Here is a 21248-nt window from a genome sequence, read left to right on the forward strand (position 1 = left end):
GAGTTCGCCGCCTAGGTCCGTCCCCGGCACAGGTCAAACGGGCTGCGCGGCGGCTTGCGCCGCCGCTGCCGTTTGCCTCATCCGCACCGCCGCACTATCAGCCTGCGCCAACACAAACGCCCCAACGGCAAGGACCCGATGACCCTCACCATCTCTAGCGCGTTCGACGCAGGCAACATCCGCGTCGTGAAGCAGGACGGAAGCTCCGCCGACCTGGAGATCGTCAAGGACCACATGAGCGACTTCTACCAGTGGTTCTATTTCCGCGTCGCGGGCGGCAAGGGCCGCGAACTGACGCTGCGCATCACCAATTGCGGCGGCTCCGCTTATCCGCACGGTTGGCCCGACTATCGCGCCTGCATCTCGGCGGACCGCGACGAATGGGTCCGGGCCGACGGCACCAGCTATGCGGACGGCGTACTCACCATCCGCTTCACGCCGAGCACCGATGTCGTCTGGGTCGCCTATTTCGCGCCTTATTCGATGGAACGGCATCACGATCTGGTGACCTCCGTCGCGTCGCTTCCGGGGGTCGATTACGCCTCGCTCGGCAAGTCGCTCGACGGGCAGGACATCGACTGCCTGACGATGGGCGAGGGTCCGGTGAACGTCTGGCTCTATGCCCGCCAGCACCCCGGCGAGAGCATGGCTGAATGGTGGATGGAAGGCGCCCTCGAAAAGCTCACCGATCTCGACGATCCGGTTACTCGCGTGCTCCGCAAGGAATGCACCTTCCGGGTGGTCCCGAACATGAATCCGGACGGGTCGCGGCGCGGCCATCTTCGCACCAATGCCGTCGGCGTGAACCTCAATCGCGAATGGCACGCGCCTTCGGCCGACAAGAGCCCGGAAGTGTTGTGCGTCCGCAATGCGATGGACGAAACCGGAGTGGACTTTGCGATGGACATCCACGGCGACGAGGCGATCCCCGCCAACTTCCTCGCAGGATTTGAGGGTATCCCGTCGCTCAGCGACCGCCAGTCGCGGCTCTTCGCCGCGTTCAGCGAGACCCTCGAGCGGCTGTCGCCCGATTTCCAGACCCGCCAGGGCTATGAGATTCCGAAGCCCGGCGAAGCGAACATGTCGATGTCCACGACCCAGCTGGCGGAGCGCTACGGCTGCGTGTCCATGACTCTCGAAATGCCGTTCAAGGACAATTTCGACCTTCCCGACGACGTCTACGGCTGGAGCCCGGAGCGCTCCAAGCACCTGGCGCGCGCCTGCCTCGATTCGCTCCACGCGCTGCTTCCGGCGTTGAAGGAGGCGAGGACGGAGAAGCCGAAGGCCGAGAGGGTCGATGCCTAGGCTGGTCCTGGTCCGTCACGGCCAGTCGCAGTGGAACCTGGAGAATAGATTCACCGGCTGGTGGGACGTCGGCCTGTCGGAAAAGGGAGTCGCCGAGGCGGCCGCCGCCGGTGAGCTGATGAAGGCGAAGGGCTTCGAGTTCGACGTCTGCTTCACCAGCGTACTGACGCGTGCGATCCTGACTCTCGACATTGCGCTCGAGGCGATGGACCGGCTTTGGCTTCCTGTCTTCAAGCACTGGCGGTTGAATGAGCGCCACTATGGCGGGCTGACCGGGCTCAACAAGCAGGAGATGCGCGAGAAGGTCGGCGAGGTGCAGGTCAAGATCTGGCGCCGCTCGTTCGACATCCCGCCGCCGCCGCTGGAGGCGGACAGCCCGTACAACGTCAGCCGCGACCGCCGCTATTCGGGGGTCGAGGTGCCGGCGACCGAGAGCCTCAAGGATACGATAGAGCGCGTCCTGCCTTATTGGGACGAAGCCATCGCGCCTGCGCTGAGGTCGGGGCAACGGGTGCTGATCAGCGCCCACGGCAATTCCATCCGCGCCCTGGTCAAGCATCTGTCGGGGCTAGGCGACGAAGAGGTCGTCGGGGTCGAAATCCCGACCGGCCAGCCGCTGGTTTACGAGCTCGACGACGACCTCAGGCTCGTCGAAACCTATTATCTGAACGAGCGCTAGGCCGCCGCGGACTTTTCCGCGTACATCGCCCGGTCGGCCCGTGCGATCACCGCGTCGGTCGTGTCATTGGCGGCCACCATCGTCACCCCGATTGCGATGCTGAGCGGAAGCCGGTTGCCGTCGCAATGGCTCTCGTGTTCGTCGATCAGGGTTTTCAACCGCCCGGCAGTTTCGCGAGCGGTCTCCTCGTCGGCATGGACGAGAAGCACTCCGAACTCGTCGCCTCCGAGCCGTGCGACGCAATCGCTCTTGCGCACTCCGCTTGCAAGCGCGTTGGCGACGTGGATCAGCGCCTCGTCGCCGGCCTTGTGGCCGAAGCTGTCGTTGATCCGCTTGAGCCCGTCGATGTCGACGAACAGCATCGCCCCGCCTTCGCCGTAGCGGCTGACCCGGGCGATCAGCGCCTCGAGCTCGCGCATGAAGCCTCGGCGGTTGGGAACGTGGACCAGCGAATCCTGGTGGGCGAGCGCGTCGAGCTGGCGGACTCGTTCCTCCAGCCGGGCGATCTTCTCGCGCAGCCGCTCGATTTCCTCGAACGCCTCGGCACCCGGCGACTCCATGCCCCCATCCTTCACCGGCTGTGGATAACGCCAAATTAGGGGCAGGTGAATTGCAGTCATCCGACTGTCCCGATTGCGAACAGCGGGTGGCGACCCTAAACGGCGCATTCCGCGACCGCGATCAGGAAGGCGAAGAGTGACTGCTCCCCAGGTTGGAATCATCATGGGCAGCAAGTCCGACTGGGACACGATGGTCCATGCCGCCGAGATGCTCGACAGCCTCGGAGTCGCCCACGAAACGAAGATCGTCTCCGCCCACCGCACTCCGGAACGCCTCTATGAATATGCCCGGGCCGCCCGCGGCCGTGGGCTCAAGGTGATCATCGCCGGTGCCGGGGGCGCCGCCCACCTCCCCGGAATGGCGGCGTCGATGACGATAATTCCGGTGCTCGGAGTTCCGGTCGAAACCAAGTCCCTCAAGGGCATGGATAGCCTGCTTTCGATCGTGCAGATGCCCGCCGGAATCCCGGTCGGCACGCTGGCGATCGGCAAGGCGGGAGCGATCAACGCCGCATTGCTCGCCGCCTCGATCCTCGCGGCCGGGGACGAACGGCTCGCCGAACGGCTCGAAAGGCATCGCTCGGAGCAAACCGCCTCGGTGGCCGACTCCCCCGAATGATCGTCGAGCCGGGCTCCACGATCGGGATCATCGGCGGCGGCCAGCTCGGCAAGATGCTCGCCGTCGCCGCCGCCCAGCTTGGCTACAAATGCCACGTGTTCGAGCCCGGCGAGGCGCCGTGCGCCGCGGATGTCGCGGCTGAGTTCACGCGCGCCGCTTACTCCGACCTCGATGCGCTCCGCCGCTTCGCCGACAGCGTCGACGTCGCCACCTATGAGTTTGAGAACGTCCCCGCCGCCTCGCTCGAGGTCATCGCCTCCAAGCTCCGGCCAGGGGTTGCCTCGCTCAAGATCGGACAGGACCGCGCTCTTGAGAAGGAGTTCATCGAGGGCACTGGAGCCCAGGTCGGTCCGTGGCTCCGGGTCGATAGCGAAGCAGACGCGCTCGCGGCCGAGCAGAAGCTCGGAACGCCGCTCGTCCTGAAGACCCGCCGGCTAGGTTATGACGGTAAGGGCCAGGCCTGGGCGCACGAGGCCGGATCCATCGTCGAGACCTGGGACTCGATCGGCCGCCAGCCCGCCGTCGCCGAGGCGCGCATCGCCTTCGATTGCGAATTCTCGGTGGTGCTCGCGCGCTCGGCCGACGGAGCCAGCGTCACCTGGGACCTTCCGCTCAACGACCATGACAATGGCATCCTCCGCCGCTCGACCGTTCCGGCCGGCGAGATCGTCGATCGCCACCGCGACGAAGCGGTGCGCGTCGCGACCCGGATAGCCGACGCCCTCGGCCATATCGGGGTCCTCACGGTGGAGTTCTTCGCCACGCCCGACGGCCCGATCGTCAACGAGATCGCGCCCCGCGTGCACAACAGCGGCCACTGGACGATCGAGGGCGCGGTGACCTGCCAGTTCGAGCAGCACATCCGCGCCATCTGCGGCCTCCCGTTCGGTTCGACCCGGCTCGTCGGTGCATCGGCGGTGATGGAAAACCTGCTCGGCGACGAGATCGCGACCTGGGCCGAGCTGGTCGCCGATCCGGACGCCCATGTTCACATTTACGGCAAGGGCCAGCCTCGCCCGGGCCGCAAGATGGGGCACGTCACGCGCATCCGCTGACCGCGGCGGCGCCATTCGTCGTCCGCGGAATGCCGTTCGCCGAACCGGCCCGCCATCCACGATTTTCAGCCTTGTCTTTCGTTCGCTGCCGGTCTCATCCGCTCGAGGATGAGTTGCATTTCGCTACCAACTCGCGCTGCCGAGCCCGAACAGCCCGAGACGACCGGGCTCTCCTGGACTTCCGTCGTTCGCGGGATCCGGATCCGTGCGGTCAGGCAGCCGCCCGACATGGCCCTTGACCTCCTTCAATGGGCCGACTTCGTTGACGGGATGGCGCGGCTTCAGGAGCGCGAAGCCCGACGCTGACGCCCGGTCTGGACAGGCCATCGAGGGTGCGCTACAAATGTAGCGCAAGCCTCGAAAGGTCCACGCCATGCGCTCCACCGCTCTGCTCTTCCCGCTCGCGCTCACGACGGCTGCTCCGCTCGCCGCGGCCGAGACCGTGCCCGTCCAGGCTTTCCGCCAGGTCGAGCTTCGCGGCGGCGGCAATGTCGTCCTTCGCCCCGGCGCGGTGGAACAGGTGACGATCGTCGAGGGCAGCAGCCAGTTCACCACGTTCCGGGTCGACGGCGAGGGACGGCTCATCATCAATGCCTGCAACGATCGCTGTCCGCGCCATTATTCGCTCCGGATCGAAATCCAGGTGCCGAAGGTCGTGCCGTCCGCCGTCAAGGGCGGAGGGACCATCACCGCCGCTCCCGGCTTCGCCAGGCAGCGCGAGATTGCGATCGCGGTCGACGGCGGCGGGCTGATCGACATGCGCGCCGTTTCTGCAGTGACGGTTGCCGCAGCCGTTACCGGCGGCGGCAAGATCCTGTCCGGCGTCTCCGACACGCTCGCGGCCGCGGTGATGGGCGGCGGCGAAATCCGCTACCTCGGAGATCCCAAGACGACGATCGCAATCAACGGCGGCGGCAACGTCCGCAGAGCTGACTGACGACTAGCGCGCCGGCACTTCTTCCACCGGAAGTCCGAGCTTCGCCAGTTGCGGCTTCACCTTGGCCGCGTCGCCGACGACCACGAAAACTAAGGCGTTGGGATCGAGCATTTGTGCGAGCGCCTGGTCGACCTGGGTCTGGGTGAGCGAGCGGTAGCGGTCGGCGATCAGCTCGTAATAATTGTCGGGCCGGCCATAGAGCGCATTGCTCTCCATCGCTCCCAGAACCGCGTCGCTGGTCTGGAACTGGCCCGGCAACTCGCCGGTGGCGCTCGCGATCGACAGGTCCAGCTCATGCTGGGTGATCTTCTTGTCCCCAAGCAGGCCGTTGACGATGCTCATCAGCTCGGCGATCGAATCGCCCGTCCGGTCCGCCTGCACTGCGGCGCTGATGAGGTAGGGCACCGCCTGCTCGCGAAGGACGGTGATGCTGTAGGGCGAATAGGCCCAGCCCTTGTCCTCGCGAAGGTTCATGTTGATCCGGGAGAAGGTGCCGCTTCCAAGCACGTCGCTGGCCGCAAGGCTCGCGGTCAGATCGTCGCGGGGATTCAGCGGGGTCATCTCGCCGCCATAGATCACCGATTGCGGCGATCCGGGCCTGTTGATCAACACGATCCGCGGGGCAGTCGCGCGCGCCGGGACGGTCCCGAACTGCTTCTGGCCTGCCGCTACCGATGGCGGCGCCCAGTTGCCGAATGCACGGTCCAGCTCCGCCTTCACCTCCTCGAGCGGGCGGTCGGAAACGACGAATAGCTCCGCCTTGTCCGGGCGAAGCCAGCGATCCTTGAACGCTATCAGATCGTCGCGGGTGAAGGCCTTGATCGCCTCCTCGTCGCCGATCGCCGTCGTCCCGTACGGATGCGTGTCGCCGAACAGCTGACGCATATATTCGCGCTGCGCCATGCTTGCGGGCGTCGTCTTTGCTTCCTGGACGGCATTGACCAGCTGGCCGCGCACACGCTCGACGTCGCCGGTGTTGAACGCGGCGTTGCGGACGACGTCCGCCATCAGCTCGAGGCTCGGCGCCAGGTTGGCGCTGAGCGCCGACAGCGACACCGTGCTTCGGTCGGCGCTACCGCCCGGCGCAAGGATCGCGCCCAGCCGCTCCTTGTCCTCGGCGATCTGCTGCGACGTCCGCTTCGCGGTGCCTTCGTCGAGAAGGCTCATCACCATGTTCTGAAGTCCGCGCCGGCCCGGAGCGTCGGCCGCGTAACCCGCGTCGAAGCTCAGCCCGACCTGGGTCACCGGCGCCGCCGCGCGATGCGCATAGGCAAGCTTGATCCCGTTCGACAGGGTCGTGTGCGCGACGTCAGGGAAATCGAGCGGCACGGAAGCGCCGACGGGCGGCATCTCGCGATGAACCACCGGCACCTTGATGTCGGCGGTCTTCTTCGACGGCTTAGCCTTGGCCTCGACGTAGGGCGGGCGCTCGCCGGGCTCCACGGTCAGCTTTAGCACCGGGCGGCCGAGCCATTGCTGCATGGCCGCCTTGACCTCTGCCGGGGTCACCGACGCATAGGATTCCAGCTGGCGGCGATAGAAATTGCTGTCGCCGTTGTAGAGCAGGCCTTCGGCGAGCGCGTTGTTCTGCGACGCGACGCGCTCCAGGCCGCGAACCCGTCCCGCAACCACCTGGGTCGCCGCGCGCTTGAGCTCGTCCTCGGTCGGGCCGTTGGCGATATAGTCGGCGACAATCTCGTCCAGCCGCTTTTCGAGCACGGCCGGATCGACTCCCGGCTTAACGTCGGCATCGATCTCCATGAAGCCGATGCGGTGGAACGGCTGCATGTTGGCCGAGACCGAGACTGCCAGCTTCTCGTCGCGCACCAGGATCTTGTCGAGCCTCGAGCTCGCAAGCCCGCCGAGCACCGAGGCGCCGAGATCGAGCGCAGCCAGCTGCGGCGACTGAAGCCCGGGCACCGCCCAGTGGCGCTGGATCTCCACCGTTGGGATCCGGTCCTTCATCACGATCGATACGTCGTGGGGCAGGGTCGGCACGTCCGCCTGGGCGGGATTGTTTGCCTTCCGCCGTTCGATCGCTCCGAAATATTTGTTCATCAAGGCCTTGGCTTCGTCGACCGTGATGTCGCCCGACAGCGAGACGATCGCGTTGTTCGGGCCGTATTTGTCCAGGAACCACTGCTTCACGTCGGCGAGGCTGGCCGCGTCGAGGTCCGCCATCGAACCGATGGTGCTGTGGTGATACGGATGGCCTTCGGGGAACAGTGTCTCGAGGACCGTATATTCGACCAGGCCCTTGGGCTGGTTGTCGCCCTCGCGCTTCTCGTTCTGGACGACGCCGCGTTGAAGGTCGAGCCGCTTCTGGTCGAGCGCGCCGAGCAGATAGCCCATCCGGTCGGATTCCATGAACAGCGTCCGCTCGAGGTTCGGCTTGGGCACCGTCTCGAAATAGTTGGTCCGGTCGAACCACGTGGTTCCGTTCCAGTCGGTCGCGCCGACATTCTGCAGATAGCTCATGATCGGCTCGCGGACGTTCTCGGATCCGTAGAACATCAGATGCTCGAACAGGTGCGCGAAGCCGGTCTTGCCCTTGGGCTCGTCCTTCGACCCGACATTGTACCAGATGCCGAAGCCGACGACCGGCGCCTTGTGGTCCTCGTGCACAAGCACCGTCAGCCCATTGTCCAGGGTGAAGGTCTCGTGCGGAAGCGAGACTTCGTGGACGAGGCTCGGAAGCGGCGCCGGCTCGACGGGAGCCGGAACGACGGCTTCGACCGGCTGAGGCTGAGGCGCAACGGCAAGCTGCTGCGGAGCGGTCGCGCAGGCGGCGAGCGCAGAGGTGGCGAGCAGTACGGACAGTCGGGTCAGGTTTGTCATGAATATGGGTCCCCGCGGAATTTCGCGGCGAGCTTAATCGAGGGTTCGGGGCAGGCAAGGCGATACCGCCGAGCGGCGTCAGGATTCGACGGACGGTCCGCGCCCGCATCCTTTGGCGGGCGCGGCGCTCGCCCTAGTGCGGGACCGCCTGGATGAGGTCGCCTAGCCCGAAGCCGCGCTTCTTCTTTTTCGGTTGCTGCTGTTGTTGCGGCTGGGCGCTGTCGGAATCGCCGTACATCGATTCCATGCCGAGCATCAGCGAAGCGGTTGACTTGTAGCGGGCTCGAACGGTCCACGTCGGCGACTTGGGCTTGTCGGAGAAGTGGGCCTCCGGACCGTAGCCGATCATCATCACCATTCCCGTCGGGGAGGCTCGAACAACCTCGGCCGGAATCGTGCACTGGTTCGTCGACGGAGCAAGCACCGCGCCCGACGCAACCAGCCCCTTCACCTGCGCGGGCGTCAGATAGTCCATGTTCGGGAAAGCGCTGGCCTTGTTGCCCGAGCTCCAGATGATCATGTCGCTACCGCCCGACGATCCGAACATCGATAAGGCATAACCCGTCGCCTGGCTCGCCGGGGTCCACGTCAGGCGGTTCGCGCCGGACGGGAGCGCGCCTGCAGAGCGGAGGCCGAGGCCGGGCATGAAGTCTTGCCCCTGCGCGAGGCTGAAGGCGATTGCCGGCGTGTAATTGCCCTCGACCTTGTGCGCTCCGATCAGCGATGCGTTGGACGGCACAGGACGGGAGTCGCGCTGGTTCGGCCACTCGCCATAGCTGGCCGACTGGCCCGGGCGCGGCGGCTGCGCAGCTTTGACCGCTGCGATCATCGCCGAATAGCCGGGCGGCATCTGGCCAGGCGCGATTTTGGAGAAATCGATCACGGTCGGCTGGCCGGCGCCTGTGTGCTCGCCGCAGCCCCAATAGATCAGCATCCGCCCCTTGGGCCGCTGCAATTCGCCCGGCGCGCCGTACGTCTCCCTGACCGGCTTCGCGACCGCGGGCGCGATCAGCGGCAGGCTCGGCCCCATCTGCAGGCCCGGCGGGATCAAATGCTGCGCTTGCGGAGCAGCCGCCTTCTGCTTCGACGCGAGGTAGAGGTTGAGCGTGTGCTGCGCAGCTCCGCCGCCGCCGTTCATCATGCTCATGATCTGGCCCATGTCCGGCCGGCCGCCGCCGCCCATCATGCCCGCGCCCATCCCGCTCGCCGTCGCGACGTCTATCCAGTAATTCGCAACCGGCGCCGGCGCTGCGGTCGCTCCCCCGACAACCGCGGCCGCTGCCACAACTGCAATACGCTTCATGAGATTGCCCCCTTCTCCGCAGCCACTATAGCCCGCGGGGAAATGACTGACATCAGCAAAATCCGCAATTTCAGCATCATCGCGCACATCGACCACGGCAAGTCGACCCTCGCCGACCGGCTGATCCAGGCGACCGGCGGGCTGACCGCGCGCGAGATGACGGGCAACGCGCAGGTGCTCGATAATATGGAGATCGAGCGCGAGCGCGGGATCACCATCAAGGCGCAGACGGTGCGGCTCAACTGGAAGGGCTACGAGCTCAACCTGATGGACACGCCCGGCCACGTCGACTTCGCCTACGAAGTGTCGCGCAGCCTCGCGGCGTGCGAAGGCGCCCTCCTGGTCGTCGACGCAGCCCAGGGCGTCGAAGCACAGACGTTGGCGAATGTTTATCAGAGCATTGAGCACGACCACGAGATCGTGCCGGTGATCAACAAGGTCGATTTGCCGTCCGCGGACCCGGAAGGCGTTCGCCAGGAAATAGAAGAAATCATCGGCCTCGACGCTTCGCAAGCGGTCCTCGCCTCGGCAAAGACGGGGATCGGGATCGAGGAGGTCCTCGACGCCATCGTCGAGCGGATCCCGCCGCCCAAGGGCGACGCCGCGGCTCCGCTCAAGGCGATGCTGGTGGACAGCTGGTACGACCCTTACCTCGGCGTCGTCATCCTCGTCCGCGTGATCGACGGCACGCTCAAGCACGGCCAGCAGGTCAAGTTCATGGCCGCCGGAACCACGCATCTGGTCGACCGAGTCGGCTGCTTCACCCCCAAGCGCACCGACCTGCCAGAGCTCGGCCCCGGCGAAATCGGCTTCATCACCGCGCAGATCAAGGAAGTCGCGGAAACCCGCGTCGGCGACACGATCACCGACGCCAAGCGGCCGGCCGCGGAGGCTCTGCCCGGCTTCAAGCTCGTCCAGCCCGTCGTCTTCTGCGGCCTGTTCCCCACCGACGCCGCCGACTTCGAGAAGCTGCGCGATTCCCTGTACAAGCTGCGCCTCAACGACGCCTCGTTCAGCTTCGAGATGGAGACCAGCGCCGCGCTCGGCTTCGGCTTCCGCTGCGGCTTCCTCGGCCTGCTCCACCTCGAGATCATCCAGGAGCGGCTCACCCGCGAGTACGACCTCGACCTCATCACCACCGCGCCGAGCGTCGTCTACGAAGTCCACCTTCGCGGCGGCGAGGTGCGGAGTATCCACAACCCCGCCGACTGGCCCGACGCCAATGCGATCGAAAGCGTCGAGGAGCCGTGGATCGAAGCGACCATCTACATGCCCGACGAATATCTCGGCTCGGTGCTCAAGCTCTGCCAGGACCGCCGCGGCGTGCAGAAGAATTTGACCTATGTCGGCACCGGCGCCCACGCGCGCGCCCAGCTCACCTACGAGCTGCCGCTCAACGAGGTCGTGTTCGATTTCTACGACCGGCTGAAGTCGATCAGCCGCGGCTACGCGAGCTTCGATTACCACCAGGTCGGCCACCGCCCCGGCGACCTCGTCAAGATGAGCATCATGGTCAACGGCGAGCCGGTCGATGCGCTGAGCATGATCGTCGACCGCGCCAATGCGGAGGCGCGCGGCCGCGGCATGTGCGAGCGGCTGAAGGACCTCATCCCCCGCCACCTGTTCAAGATCCCCATCCAGGCGGCGATCGGCGGCAAGATCATCGCGCGCGAGACGATCGGCGCGCTGCGCAAGGACGTCACCGCCAAATGCTATGGCGGCGACGCGACGCGCAAACGCAAGCTGCTCGAGAAGCAGAAGAAGGGGAAAGCGCGGATGCGTGAGTACGGATCCGTGTCGATACCGCAGGAAGCTTTCATCGCCGCTTTGCGCATGGGCGAAGAGTGAGCCGCGCAGCCATGCCGGGGGCATGGCGAGCAGGTCACTTAAGCCGCTCAGACGTTATCTACTGCACCCAGTCCCGATCCGGAGACCACCGCCACCATGACCTACAAGAGCACATTCCAGGACCGCGCAGCCCAGGCGGCGCAGGCCAAGCAAAAGGCGCTGGAGCAGCTCCAGTCGCGCCCGCCGGTCGACGAGAAGCTCGCCGCCGAGCGCATCGCGGCCGGGGAGGAGAAGGCGGCCGCCAAGGCGCAGAAGGCGGCGGCGAAGAAGGCCGAGCGCGAGGCCGGCAAGGAAGCCCAAGCCGCCGACGCTGCGGCCAAGGCGGCTGCGGCGGCTCCCAAGTCGGAGGCCGAGCTGAAGGCGGCGCGCGATGCAAGGTATGCGAAGAGGAAGGCGCGGAGGTAATGCCGGTTAGGGCTCCACAGGCAACGCCATTGCGGCGTTGAGGATGGATAGGAGTAACGCACCGGATAACCAAAAGCGGCCGTGCCAGGCTTGGCTCAACTAAGGCCAACTTGGCAGGAAGAGCTGTTGCATTCTAGAGTGGCGTAACGCCACCTCCGCGCATCCGCGAACTGACTCGCTAGCTCAATTTATCTCGGACGAATGCGGCCCATTCTCGTACACTCGCCTCCCTCGACCTTATTGCCCGCCCCAGCCGCCATTGTACCTTGGTTAGCAGGCTCGTCTCGGTGCCGCGTAGAGCATCGATATTTCTCTCAATGAAAGTTCGACCCGCTCCCGAACGAGAAAGAGGATCGAAGAGAGTAATAAGCGCATCCCGCAAAAACGGGCGCCGCGAAGCTTCTGACCGAAAATGATCATTCTTGGCGAGGAGGAGGAAAAGATCGGTGTCCCCGCGTTCCACCGTTGCGCGTAAGCCTGCGCGCAACACGTCGACCCTCGATTGATCGTTGAGCCACGGAAGCAGTTTGGCGACGCGGAGAACGCCATGGTACCCGATTGATCCAGTTGGACCATTCAGAATCGCCGTAAGCGCGTCATGCAGTGTCGATGACTTTCTCTGTGGCTCAAGGAGGGGCATTTTGGCTCCGCCGATCCGCGACCAAAGCGGTGACTGGCCGGTGATCAACTCCTTCCAGTCATCGACACTGAACGAGGAAAGCCTCTTGACCAAGAGGTCGGTAGCCTGCGCTTTATCCAGATAGTTTATGTAGTCAGCAAATGCACCTTCCTCACTTGTAAGTATTTTTTCCTCAAAGTTCTCTATTTGAACCATCAAACTCGCCAGTGATCTGGCTTGGCTTTCCGTTAGCCACGCCCGAAAGCTTGCGAAGTTTTTAATCATCCATTTCGAGTCGACCCAGTGGCCAATATTGCCACTTACAACAGCGTGGCGAAGCAATGGAGGTAACAACTCAAAAAGGTTTGAGGAGCTTTCATCAAAGGATTTGAAGAGAGGTAGAAAGCTTCGATCATTCATTGCTCGGATGTTTATTAGAACGCTCCGAGCCACGTCGACTGGCTCTAGCAACTTGCTATGCGCTTGGGCGGCGTTCTCGTCATCAAAACCAACATCATATGTCAGGCGTAACGCCGTTATCGGTCCGAGCAAGGGCACTTTTGGATTGCTTATCGCCAAGTCTGTTAACTCGTTGATGGTGTCGTCGGCCTTGAGCTCGTCTGCCAACTCCTTGAACTCTGGTTCTGCGTGCACCCGCTCGGCGTAGAGTCTTATCGCCGCCGTCTTCGCGGCGGCGGGTGCTTCTTCGCTCCGGAGAGTTTCGCCAATTCCGGCAACCAGGTTCGTGTAAAATTCACTGCGCTCCCCTTGGAAGATCTGGGCGGCGGGCTCCCTCCCGACAAGGGCTGCCCGTCCTGGGACTGCCCAAGATGAAGTGGTGGCCATCTCGTCGATTAGCCGTGCGGCGACCTCCGCATACGTTGCCTCGCACTTTGTTACTTTAAGGAAGGCAGCATCGTCATCGGAATGCTTCAGTATCTTAAGCGCGAGGTTGATGTCCGCTATCGGCAAACGCCCTGCTTTCTCACCAACGGCCGCCACAATCGACGATCCAGCTTCTACAAGAGTCGCCAGTTCTTTCTCGTCCGTTGATTTGTCGATCGCAGTGACGACGATGGACAAGAGAGCGTCCGCGCCGTTGGTTATTAGCGAGGCGGATACGCATCCAATGAGTGCCTCAACTGCTTTGGTGACAACTGCTGGTTGGACGTTGACTCCATCCGAACCCTGAATGGCGACCCAAAGGCGGTCCCAAACCATTTGTGAAATTCCGTCCCGTGCGGCGGCGAGGTAACTGGCAAGCGTGAGTAGAGGCGCTGCGTCCGCAAGGCCGGCCGTAGTTTTGGGCGGAGTCTCGATGTACCGTTCGAGGACGCCATCAAAGCCACGAACGCCTCTCGCTCGGTCAAATGTTTTCTGCTCGCTCTCGTCCAGCGCGCGGCGAAGTTCGTCTCCGAGGACAACTTGGGCTGCATCGTCGGCACGCACGCCAAAGTGGACAGCGGCGAGTTGGGTTTGCCATTCATTGCCAATCTCGCTTCCCGGCTTCTCAGTTGACAAGAGAGCTAAAATGTCCGCGTCCGCTTTGGTCCTATTCGCAACATAATAGGCGAGGAGCGAGGGGCTGACGCGATCGGCCGATTGCGCCTGTAGGCTCACTAGCTGGTTTAAGAATCGGTTGATCCTTCTCGGTGTTATGCGCCCATCATCCCGGGCGCGGCACCATTGTTCGAAATATTGCCCAACCCAATACAGCTCCCTTGCGAAACTCTCTCGATCAGCAAGCTCCACAAACCGGAACTGTCGTTCGAGGAAGGCGCGCCAATCTGATAAGACAGGTGGGGGCACTTCAAATATGACGTCAAAGCTCTTCTCAATCAGCTGATCGCTATCGAAGCCCGTGTTGTGCTGGGCTTTTACCAGTTCGCTCAGTGCCTGCTTATCCAGTGGCACGATAAGCAATGGTTCTTTTTCGGGTGACACTCTGTGTGTCTCATCAGCGACGAGACCAACCATCACGGACCAGATGCCGAGAGCTTCGAGCGGATCGATGCGGTCAAGATTGTCCACCACAAAGACCAGGCGGCTGCTTTTTTGAGACCTGATAATGCGACGGAGGATGCGCCGAAACTCAATGGTGGTTGGTTGCGGCTTGCGAACGGTTGTGGAGGATGAATCTTCGGTGTTCCGCGTCAGAATGAGAGAAAGGATGTCAGGGCCACTTTGCCAGAAGTGCTGGATTCGTACCCCGAACTTCTCGTCTGCTGCCAATGACTTCCACTTCCTCGTGGCAAGAAAGGATACTGGAAAAATGCTGATCATCAACAGCAGGTATAACAAGGTCGCGATCAGTATTGCCCGACCGACACCGCTCGGTTTATCTGAAAAAACAGCTGTCAGAACGTCAAAATCTAATAACGAGATGAGAAACGGTAGAGGCAAAAGTAAAACGAGCAGCACCTTCGCGAGCCACGTGAGCTTGGACTGCTTCCTCGTTGTTGAATCTTCTCGTTCTCCGGAGATTTCCTGAAATGTTTCCTTCCAAGTCTTGAGTCGGGTTAGCCTCTTTCCGATCAGAAATGAGATCAATTCTTCGAGGATTGAGCGCCGCGAGGGATCGCCTTGATGAGCCCAAGCATCATATTTGAAGATAATGTATTTTCCAGAATGCTCGTTAGCCAATCGCTTTTCGAACTGGTGAACAATGCTGGACTTGCCGGTTCCCCACCGTCCCAATAGCGCAATCATCCGCAGACGCGGCTCGTTCACAATGCTATTGATAATCCCATCAACAATGCCGCTGTGTGCTTGAAAGCGGTCTTTGTCGGCTGGTTCGTCGATGATGTAGCGCGGCTTTGATGCCGCCGGCTTGCGGACGCTTTGCACTAATCCCCCTGTCCCCCGAGCGGAGAGAGGCTAAGCCTGCTCAACCGCTTGCGTCAAACCCTCCGCAACCTCGGCCCGGCCTTGTCCTGAGGGAAGTGGCCGTACCGTCGCGAAGTGAATTCGCGCCGTCGATCGACACGGCTTTGCCGGTCGTCGGCCGAACTGGGCACGCATCTCTCGGCGAAGTCGACGTGTCAGTGTCCTGACTGTCGCCTTCGCCTTGGTGCTCTTCGGCCGTCCAATCCACCGGCTCTTTGCCCCGCTTAACTAGCTCCTCGTTAAGCGCCTCGCGGAGTTCCGCCATGCGATTGGGGCCATAGCCCGCCTCCCCGGCCGACCAGCCGTTCTCGGCGGTCAGGATCATGTCGGGCTGGCGCTGGTTGGCCCTGTTCCACGGCTCGTCTGGCTGGGGCTCCAGCCGCCTGGCCTTCTCCCAGTCGATGGGAAGCTCGGTCAGGATCTCGAACGCCGCGCGCTTGCCGGCATTGCCGCTGATCTCCTGAAGGTAGAGGCGGCGGCAGCCCAGAAGCTTCCTGCAGATGCTGGTCTGCGCCTCCCCGACGCGCCCCATCAGCGAGGCCCCGTCCTCCCACTCGCCATGCTCGTTCATGACCTGCCCGGGCTGCGGCATCGCGATCGCCGAGGAAGCCATGAGCTTGCTGCGCCGGTTGATACCGGGGACCTCGCCCGTGAACGGCGGGCGGGAATCCAGCCCGTTACGGCGGCGGCCGATGATGATCGCCGCGTCCCAGGACGTGCGGAAGCTGTCGGCGGAGGGAGTCTTGTACAGCGCCTCGGCGCCGGTGGCGTGCTTGCCCATCTGGCAGACCGCCGACTGGACCGTGCCGGTCGAGGCGATGCGGGCGATGAGCTCGCGCTGAAGCTCCGGGGTCCAGCCGTCCGGGCGTTTGACCTTGCGGACCACGGGGTCGAAGCGGAGGAGGGGCGCGATCTCGGGATCGGCGGCGAGGGTGGCGAAATCCGGGATTTCGCCGCGGGGTGTCGAATCGCTCATCGGCGAGTTTGGAGCAGGCGAAATCCTAATAGGAAAGGGGGGGGCGTGTGGGCCGGCGCGGAGTGCCGTCACGCGAGTGAATCGCGTGACGTCGATCGACACGGCTTTGCCGGTCGTCGGCCGCGGCTTGCCGTCTCTCCCGGAATCCGGCCGGATTCCGCTCGGCGGCGCGCACGTTACGCAAGTTAGGTGACTCTTTACAAAAAATCTCGCAATCTCCGAGTCATGGCTACTGGGGGGATCAAGAAAGCGCCGGGGGCGCGGGCGGCTGCGAACGAGGCCGAGATCGCGATCCTTCCGCTCGAGCAGCTCCCGCCCGGAATGCCGCCGGAGATGTTCACCGCGACCGGCATGCTGGCGATCGCCGACATGCTCCCGATCATGTGCGCCTATATCGACCGCGACGAGAAGGTGCGGTTCCTCAACCGGCCGCTGGCGGACTATTTCGAGCAGACCCGCGATGAGCTGCTGGGGCTCCCGATCCGCGAGGTGATGGGGGAGGAGACCTATGCGGAGCGCAAGCCGCTGATCGACGCGGCGATGGCGGGGGAGAAGCAGTTCTTCGTCGCGAGCTTCAACCATCCGACGCGCGGGCCGGCGGCGATCCAGGCGGAATATGTGCCGTGGACCGGCAAGAGCGGGCGCGTCGACGGGATCATCATGCTGGTCAAGGACGTGACCGAGCAGAGGGTCGCCGAGCGGGCGCTCAAGGAGAGCGAGGCGCGGTTCAAGCGGATCGCCAACTCCGCGCCGGCGCTGATGTGGGTGACTCGGCTCGACCGTACGCGCGACTTCGTCAACGACGCCTACATGGACTTCCTGTGCACCGAGGACCGCGAGTTCGCGCGCAGCTATGACTGGCGCGACGGGATCCATCCGGACGATGCTGAGCGGGTGGTCGCGGAGAGCCTGGCCGGCGAGGCTTCGGGCAAGACCTTCGCGCTGGAGGCGCGGTTCAGGCGCGGGGACGGCGAGTATCGCTGGCTCAAGAGCGTGTCGTCGCCGCGGTTCGGGCCGGACGGGGAACTGATCGGCTTCATCGGGGTGGCGACCGACATCACGCTCGCGAAGGAGGCGGAGCTCGAGCTTCGGCGGCAGGTCGAGGAGCGGACGCACGAGCTCGCAGCGAGCGAGGCGCGCTTCCGAGCGATCTTCGATGCGGTGCTGGAGGTGCTCTGCCTCCTCACTCCGGACGGCACGATTGTCGAGATGAACTCGAAGGATGCGCCGTGGCGGGCGAGGAACGCGCGGGAAGCGATCGGCGGCAAGATCTGGGATGCGCCGACGCTTCGCGCCTATCCGCAGCACAAGCCGCTGATCAAGCAGGCGGTGAAGACCGCGGCGAAGGGCGAGACGTTCACCACCCAGGTGACGATGGAGCGGCCGGGCGTCCAGACCGCCTACCTCGACGTCGCGGTGCAGCCGGTGCGGGACGGCGACGGCAAGGTGACCTACCTGCTGTTCGAGGCTCGCGACATCACCGAGCTCAAGGCGGCCCAGGAGCAGCTTCGCCAGAGCCAGAAGATGGAGGCGCTGGGCCAACTGACCGGCGGGATCGCGCACGACTTCAACAACCTCCTGACGGTCGTCGTGGGCGGGCTCGACCTCGTCGCCAAGCGGGTCGAGGACGCCAAGCTCAAGCGTTACGCGACCAACGCGCTGACGGCCGCCGAGCGCGGAGCGAGGCTGACCGGCCAGCTGCTCGCCTTCAGCCGGGTGCAGAGGCTCGAGGTCCGCCCGGTCCATGTGGCGCCGCTGATCCAGAACATGCGCCCGCTCCTGAGGAACGTGCTCGGCCCCGGAATCACCAAGGAGTTCGACCTCGACGAGACGACGATGCCGGTGTTGGCCGACCCGACCCAGCTCGAGGTCGCGGTGCTCAACCTCGCGATCAATGCGAGGGACGCAATGCCCAAGGGCGGCGTGCTGAAGTTCGTCACCAGGTCGGTACACGTCGACGGCGACCCGGAGCTGGAAAGCGGCAACTATGTCGAGCTGTGCATCAGCGACACCGGCGTCGGGATGCCCGAAGAGGTCGCGTCGCGAGCCTTCGAGCCTTTCTTCACGACCAAGGAGATCGGCAAGGGCACCGGCCTTGGCCTGTCGATGGTCTATGGCATGGCGCGCCAGTCCGGAGGCACCGCGCGGATCGACACGACGCCGGGGGATGGCACTGCGATCAAATTGTTCTTCAAGGCCGCCCAGGGCGTGGCCGAAGCCGACCATGCCGCCGACGAAGAGGATGGCGAGCTGGTCGCCATCGACGCCGCCTCCGTGCTTGTGATCGACGACGATCCCGACGTGCGCGGCTTCGTCGCGGAGGCGCTTGCGGAGGAAGGCTTCGACGTCCGCCACTGCGGCGACGGCAAGACGGGGCTCAAGGAGTTCGCAAAGAGAAGGCCCGACCTCGTCGTCCTCGACTTCGTGATGCCGGAAATGTCGGGCGCGGACGTCGCCCGCGAGATGCTCAGCCAGGCCCCAGACCAGAAGATTCTGTTCGTGTCCGGCTATAGCGAGACCGACGCGATCAAGTGGATCGCTCCCGACTCCCCCCTGCTTCCCAAGCCGTTCCGGTCGGACGCTCTGTGCAAGGCGGTGCGGAGCGCGCTGAGCTGAGGAAACGCGTGAGCGCTCGAGCGTTCAACCGCAATGTCCGTGCTCGCCGCACTGCTGTTCGCCCAGCTCGCAGCCTTCGCTCCGGCAGACGAGTACAAGCTCGTCAATCCGCGAGCCATCGAGCTGTTCGAGCGCGACCAGCGGCTGATGCAATGGGCGCTGGCCAAATATGACGGCAACCGCGACGGCTATCTGTCGATCTTCGAGGCGGACAAGGCGGCCGGCGAGTTCAAGCAAATCGCGGACGGCGACCGCGACGGGCATGTGACTCCCGCAGAGTATCGGTCGGCCTGGGGGTTTATCGTGGCTCGGTGGGGGGATCAGGTGGCGTCGGCGCGTTCGCGCTGACCAAAAAGTCTCGCCGGCCTGCCGATGGCCGAGGTTGCGGCAGGCACATCCTTGTTGAGGATCGCGCCCATGCCGACCATGGCATTGTCGCCGACGGTCAGGCCCTGATGGATGATCGCTCCGGCGCCGATCATGACGCCGTCGCCGATGGTGCAGCGCCCGCAAATCATCGCGCCCGGACCGACCGTGACGAAATCGCCAATCCGACATTCGTGGCCAATCCTGGCGCCGATGTTGGCGTGGAAGTGGCGGCCGATGGTCACATCGGATTCTATGATCGCCTGGCGACAGAGGATTGCACCTTCGCCGATCGACGCGAATTGCGAGACTTCAGCCGTTGTCGCGACGAGGCTCCCGAAGCCGTGGCGCCACCGCAACGCGACCTGCCTGCGCAGGGTCGGATCGGAAATTGCGATGACCAGGTCGCAATCCGGAGCGTCATCGAAGCGCAACACGGGAATGCCGTGGAGATCCGCCCCGCCATCGTCGGTAAGGATCACCGCATCGCCCGGCAGCATGTCGATGATCTGCCGCGTGAAGCCCCCGGCTCCGAAGATGCCGATCCCCATCGGTCGAAAATGAGCCGATCTGGTTGAAAAGCAAGAATTTTCGGTGGCCCGGGTGACGGTGGTCGTGTCTCACTCGCGGTTTGGCCGCTCGCTCGCAGGCCGGCCGGCTTTCGAGCCCTCTTCGACGTAAGCTTCGCTTACGCTCGGGCACTCAAGCTACGGCCCGACATCCTCCGCTTTGACCGTCCGCTTCGACGGCGCCTTGCTCGGGTAGCCGAGCGCGGTCGCGACGTCGTTGTCCCAGTCGTAGGCGTCGGCGACGAAATGCAGGCGGCCCTCGGTGCCCAAATACGCCGTGTGGTACATAAGCCGGACCGGGATTTCCTTGTTGAGCTTGACGAAGGTTTCCTTGCCGGTCGCCATCGCCTCGGTGAACTTGTCGTCGATGCCGTCCGCCTGGGCGAGCATATGGGCAAAGCCCATCGCATCCTCGACGCGGACGCAGCCGTGGCTTCGGTGCCGCTCCTCCTCGCCGAACAGCGCCTTGGCGGGCGTGTCGTGGAGGTAGATCGCATAATCGTCCTTCATGTCGAACTTGACGATCCCGAGCGAGTTCTTGGGGCCTGAGTCCTGGACCCACTGACCGTCCTTGCGGCTGAAGCCGTTGGACGCCAGCCAGCTTCCGCTCTTGGCGGCCATCTCCTCGTCGATCGAATGGGGAACGGTCCAGGTCGGGTTGGCGACGAGCTGGAACATCGGCGCCTGGATCTGCGGCGTTTCCTTGCCCGGCTCGCCGGCCACGACCTTGCGGTGGTCGATATGCTGCCCGTCGCGGAAATAGTCGAGGTAGGTGCCGGCGGTGTTGACATCGATGCGCGTCGCCGGGGGACTGCGGTCGAGCCAGCGAAGCCGCTCCATCGCGACCGCGATCTGGCGGGCGCGGTCGCGTGGGCTGGCGTTGAGCGCGGTAATCGTGTCGGGACCGATGATCCCGTCGGGCTTGAGCCCGGAATCGGCCTGCCACTGCTTCACCGCCTTGACGATCTCTCCGCTGTAGCGGGTGGGCAAGGCCGCGGCTTGCGGCTGCTGCCCGGCATTCGTGGCGGGGGCAGCAGGAGCCTTGGAATCGGCGGCGGGCTGGAGATAGCCCTGCGCTTTCAGGTTGGCGACGATCGCCGGAACCCGCGGGTCGCTGGCCCCGGGCTTGAGCGTTCCGCCGGAGCCGATCTCACCGTCGGGAAGGCCGGGCGAGCGCTTCACCAGCTGGACGAAGGCGTCGGACAGCGCGCGATATTCGTCGGTCTGCGGAGCCAGCGTGTCCAGCCATTGCTGGAGCTTGTTGTCCTTGATCGCCTGCACGAGCCCCTGGCGGACGTCCACCTTCGGCCGAGGCAGAGTGTAGATGTCGCGGACCTTGGCGGGATCGACCTTCCCGTTGGCGAGCGCGGAAGCATAGTCGCTCGCGGCCTGCAGAAGCGCCTGCGTGCGCGCGGAGCCCTCGGCCGGAAGGTCGGCCTTCACGAACAGGTCCCTGGTCAGCCCATGTTTGGGAGCATCGTCGAGCGCAGCCATCAGCTGCTTTTCGAGGCTCTTGGCGTCGACGTCGTCGGCGTTGAGCTGGGTCTGGTTCGAGGAAGCCGGGTCGGAGTTCGAGTTGCACGCGGGGAGAGCGAGCGCCGCGGCGGACGCGAGAAGGATCAGGGGGATACGCAAGGGAATACTCCAACTAATTCGGTTTGGAGCAA

17 protein-coding genes are annotated in these 21248 nt (G+C 64.2%); 9 read left to right on the top strand and 8 right to left on the bottom strand.

From position 1 onward, the window contains the following. Window positions 1-138 precede the first annotated feature (138 nt). Together LZ519_RS09195 and gpmA are read left to right on the top strand one after the other, a co-directional pair. Window positions 139-1305: a M14 family metallopeptidase gene (locus LZ519_RS09195; RefSeq protein ID WP_249868380.1), complete on the top strand. Its 1167-nt coding sequence runs from the start codon at window positions 139-141 to the stop codon at window positions 1303-1305. Further along, complete coding sequence (gene gpmA / locus LZ519_RS09200) at window positions 1298-1984, top strand: 2,3-diphosphoglycerate-dependent phosphoglycerate mutase (RefSeq protein ID WP_249868381.1); 687 nt, start codon at window positions 1298-1300, stop codon at window positions 1982-1984. Before LZ519_RS09195 ends, gpmA begins: the two co-directional genes overlap by 8 nt. Here the strand turns inward: gpmA and LZ519_RS09205 are convergent. Then, window positions 1981-2544 carry a GGDEF domain-containing protein gene (locus LZ519_RS09205; protein ID WP_249868382.1) on the bottom strand — a complete coding sequence of 188 codons (564 nt, stop codon included), beginning with the start codon at window positions 2542-2544 and terminating at the stop codon, window positions 1981-1983. The genes gpmA and LZ519_RS09205 overlap by 4 nt on opposite strands. Window positions 2545-2680: 136 nt before the next feature. Between LZ519_RS09205 and purE the strand changes: the two genes are divergently transcribed. Then, on the top strand, window positions 2681-3163 hold the full coding sequence (gene purE, locus LZ519_RS09210; RefSeq protein WP_348539391.1) for a 5-(carboxyamino)imidazole ribonucleotide mutase: 483 nt from the start codon (window positions 2681-2683) through the stop codon (window positions 3161-3163). Next, window positions 3160-4218, top strand: a complete 1059-nt coding sequence (locus LZ519_RS09215; protein ID WP_249868383.1) for a 5-(carboxyamino)imidazole ribonucleotide synthase — start codon at window positions 3160-3162, stop codon at window positions 4216-4218. The genes purE and LZ519_RS09215 overlap by 4 nt, the downstream gene beginning before the upstream one ends. A gap of 123 nt (window positions 4219-4341) precedes the next feature. Here LZ519_RS09215 and LZ519_RS09220 read toward each other — a convergent pair whose 3' ends face one another. Next, on the bottom strand, window positions 4342-4545 hold the full coding sequence (locus LZ519_RS09220) for a hypothetical protein (protein ID WP_249868384.1): 204 nt from the start codon (window positions 4543-4545) through the stop codon (window positions 4342-4344). A 46-nt stretch (window positions 4546-4591) separates the two neighbouring features. Here LZ519_RS09220 and LZ519_RS09225 point away from each other — a divergent pair, with 46 nt between their 5' ends. Next, window positions 4592-5155 (top strand): GIN domain-containing protein, encoded by a 564-nt coding sequence (locus tag LZ519_RS09225; RefSeq protein ID WP_249868385.1) that lies wholly within the window; start codon window positions 4592-4594, stop codon window positions 5153-5155. A gap of 3 nt (window positions 5156-5158) precedes the next feature. On the opposite strand, the gene LZ519_RS09230 is transcribed toward LZ519_RS09225, so the two are convergent. After that, window positions 5159-7993 (bottom strand): M16 family metallopeptidase, encoded by a 2835-nt coding sequence (locus tag LZ519_RS09230; RefSeq protein ID WP_249868386.1) that lies wholly within the window; start codon window positions 7991-7993, stop codon window positions 5159-5161. Window positions 7994-8126: 133 nt separating this feature from the next. Further along, window positions 8127-9296, bottom strand: coding sequence for a hypothetical protein (locus tag LZ519_RS09235; protein WP_249868387.1), 1170 nt, complete (start codon window positions 9294-9296; stop codon window positions 8127-8129). Between the two features lie 42 nt (window positions 9297-9338). Between LZ519_RS09235 and lepA the strand changes: the two genes are divergently transcribed. Continuing rightward, on the top strand, window positions 9339-11144 hold the full coding sequence (lepA, locus tag LZ519_RS09240; RefSeq protein WP_249868388.1) for a translation elongation factor 4: 1806 nt from the start codon (window positions 9339-9341) through the stop codon (window positions 11142-11144). A gap of 96 nt (window positions 11145-11240) precedes the next feature. After that, on the top strand, window positions 11241-11549 hold the full coding sequence (locus tag LZ519_RS09245; protein WP_249868389.1) for a DUF6481 family protein: 309 nt from the start codon (window positions 11241-11243) through the stop codon (window positions 11547-11549). A 178-nt stretch (window positions 11550-11727) separates the two neighbouring features. Here the strand turns inward: LZ519_RS09245 and LZ519_RS09250 are convergent, their stop codons facing one another. Both LZ519_RS09250 and LZ519_RS09255 read right to left on the bottom strand, forming a co-directional pair. Next, window positions 11728-15015, bottom strand: a complete 3288-nt coding sequence (locus LZ519_RS09250) for a P-loop NTPase fold protein (protein WP_249868390.1) — start codon at window positions 15013-15015, stop codon at window positions 11728-11730. Window positions 15016-15055: 40 nt separating this feature from the next. Then, the gene (locus LZ519_RS09255; protein ID WP_249868391.1) at window positions 15056-16030 is read right to left on the bottom strand and encodes a hypothetical protein; all 975 of its coding nucleotides are present in this window, start codon (window positions 16028-16030) and stop codon (window positions 15056-15058) included. A gap of 225 nt (window positions 16031-16255) precedes the next feature. Here LZ519_RS09255 and LZ519_RS09260 point away from each other — a divergent pair, with 225 nt between their 5' ends. Then, window positions 16256-18646: a PAS domain-containing protein gene (locus tag LZ519_RS09260; RefSeq protein WP_249868392.1), complete on the top strand. Its 2391-nt coding sequence runs from the start codon at window positions 16256-16258 to the stop codon at window positions 18644-18646. A 33-nt stretch (window positions 18647-18679) separates the two neighbouring features. Continuing rightward, the gene (locus LZ519_RS09265) at window positions 18680-18994 is read left to right on the top strand and encodes a hypothetical protein (protein WP_249868393.1); all 315 of its coding nucleotides are present in this window, start codon (window positions 18680-18682) and stop codon (window positions 18992-18994) included. On the opposite strand, the gene LZ519_RS09270 is transcribed toward LZ519_RS09265, so the two are convergent. Both LZ519_RS09270 and LZ519_RS09275 read right to left on the bottom strand, forming a co-directional pair. Then, a complete protein-coding gene (locus tag LZ519_RS09270; protein WP_249868394.1) occupies window positions 18967-19563 on the bottom strand; it encodes a NeuD/PglB/VioB family sugar acetyltransferase in 597 nt (198 codons plus the stop codon). The two genes, LZ519_RS09265 and LZ519_RS09270, sit on opposite strands and share 28 nt — an antisense overlap. 156 nt (window positions 19564-19719) lie before the next feature. Beyond that, window positions 19720-21216: a L,D-transpeptidase family protein gene (locus tag LZ519_RS09275; protein WP_249868395.1), complete on the bottom strand. Its 1497-nt coding sequence runs from the start codon at window positions 21214-21216 to the stop codon at window positions 19720-19722. Window positions 21217-21248: the final 32 nt, after the last annotated feature.

Origin of the sequence: Sphingomonas anseongensis, assembly GCF_023516495.1 — a bacterium.
Classification (GTDB): domain Bacteria; phylum Pseudomonadota; class Alphaproteobacteria; order Sphingomonadales; family Sphingomonadaceae; genus Sphingomicrobium; species Sphingomicrobium anseongensis.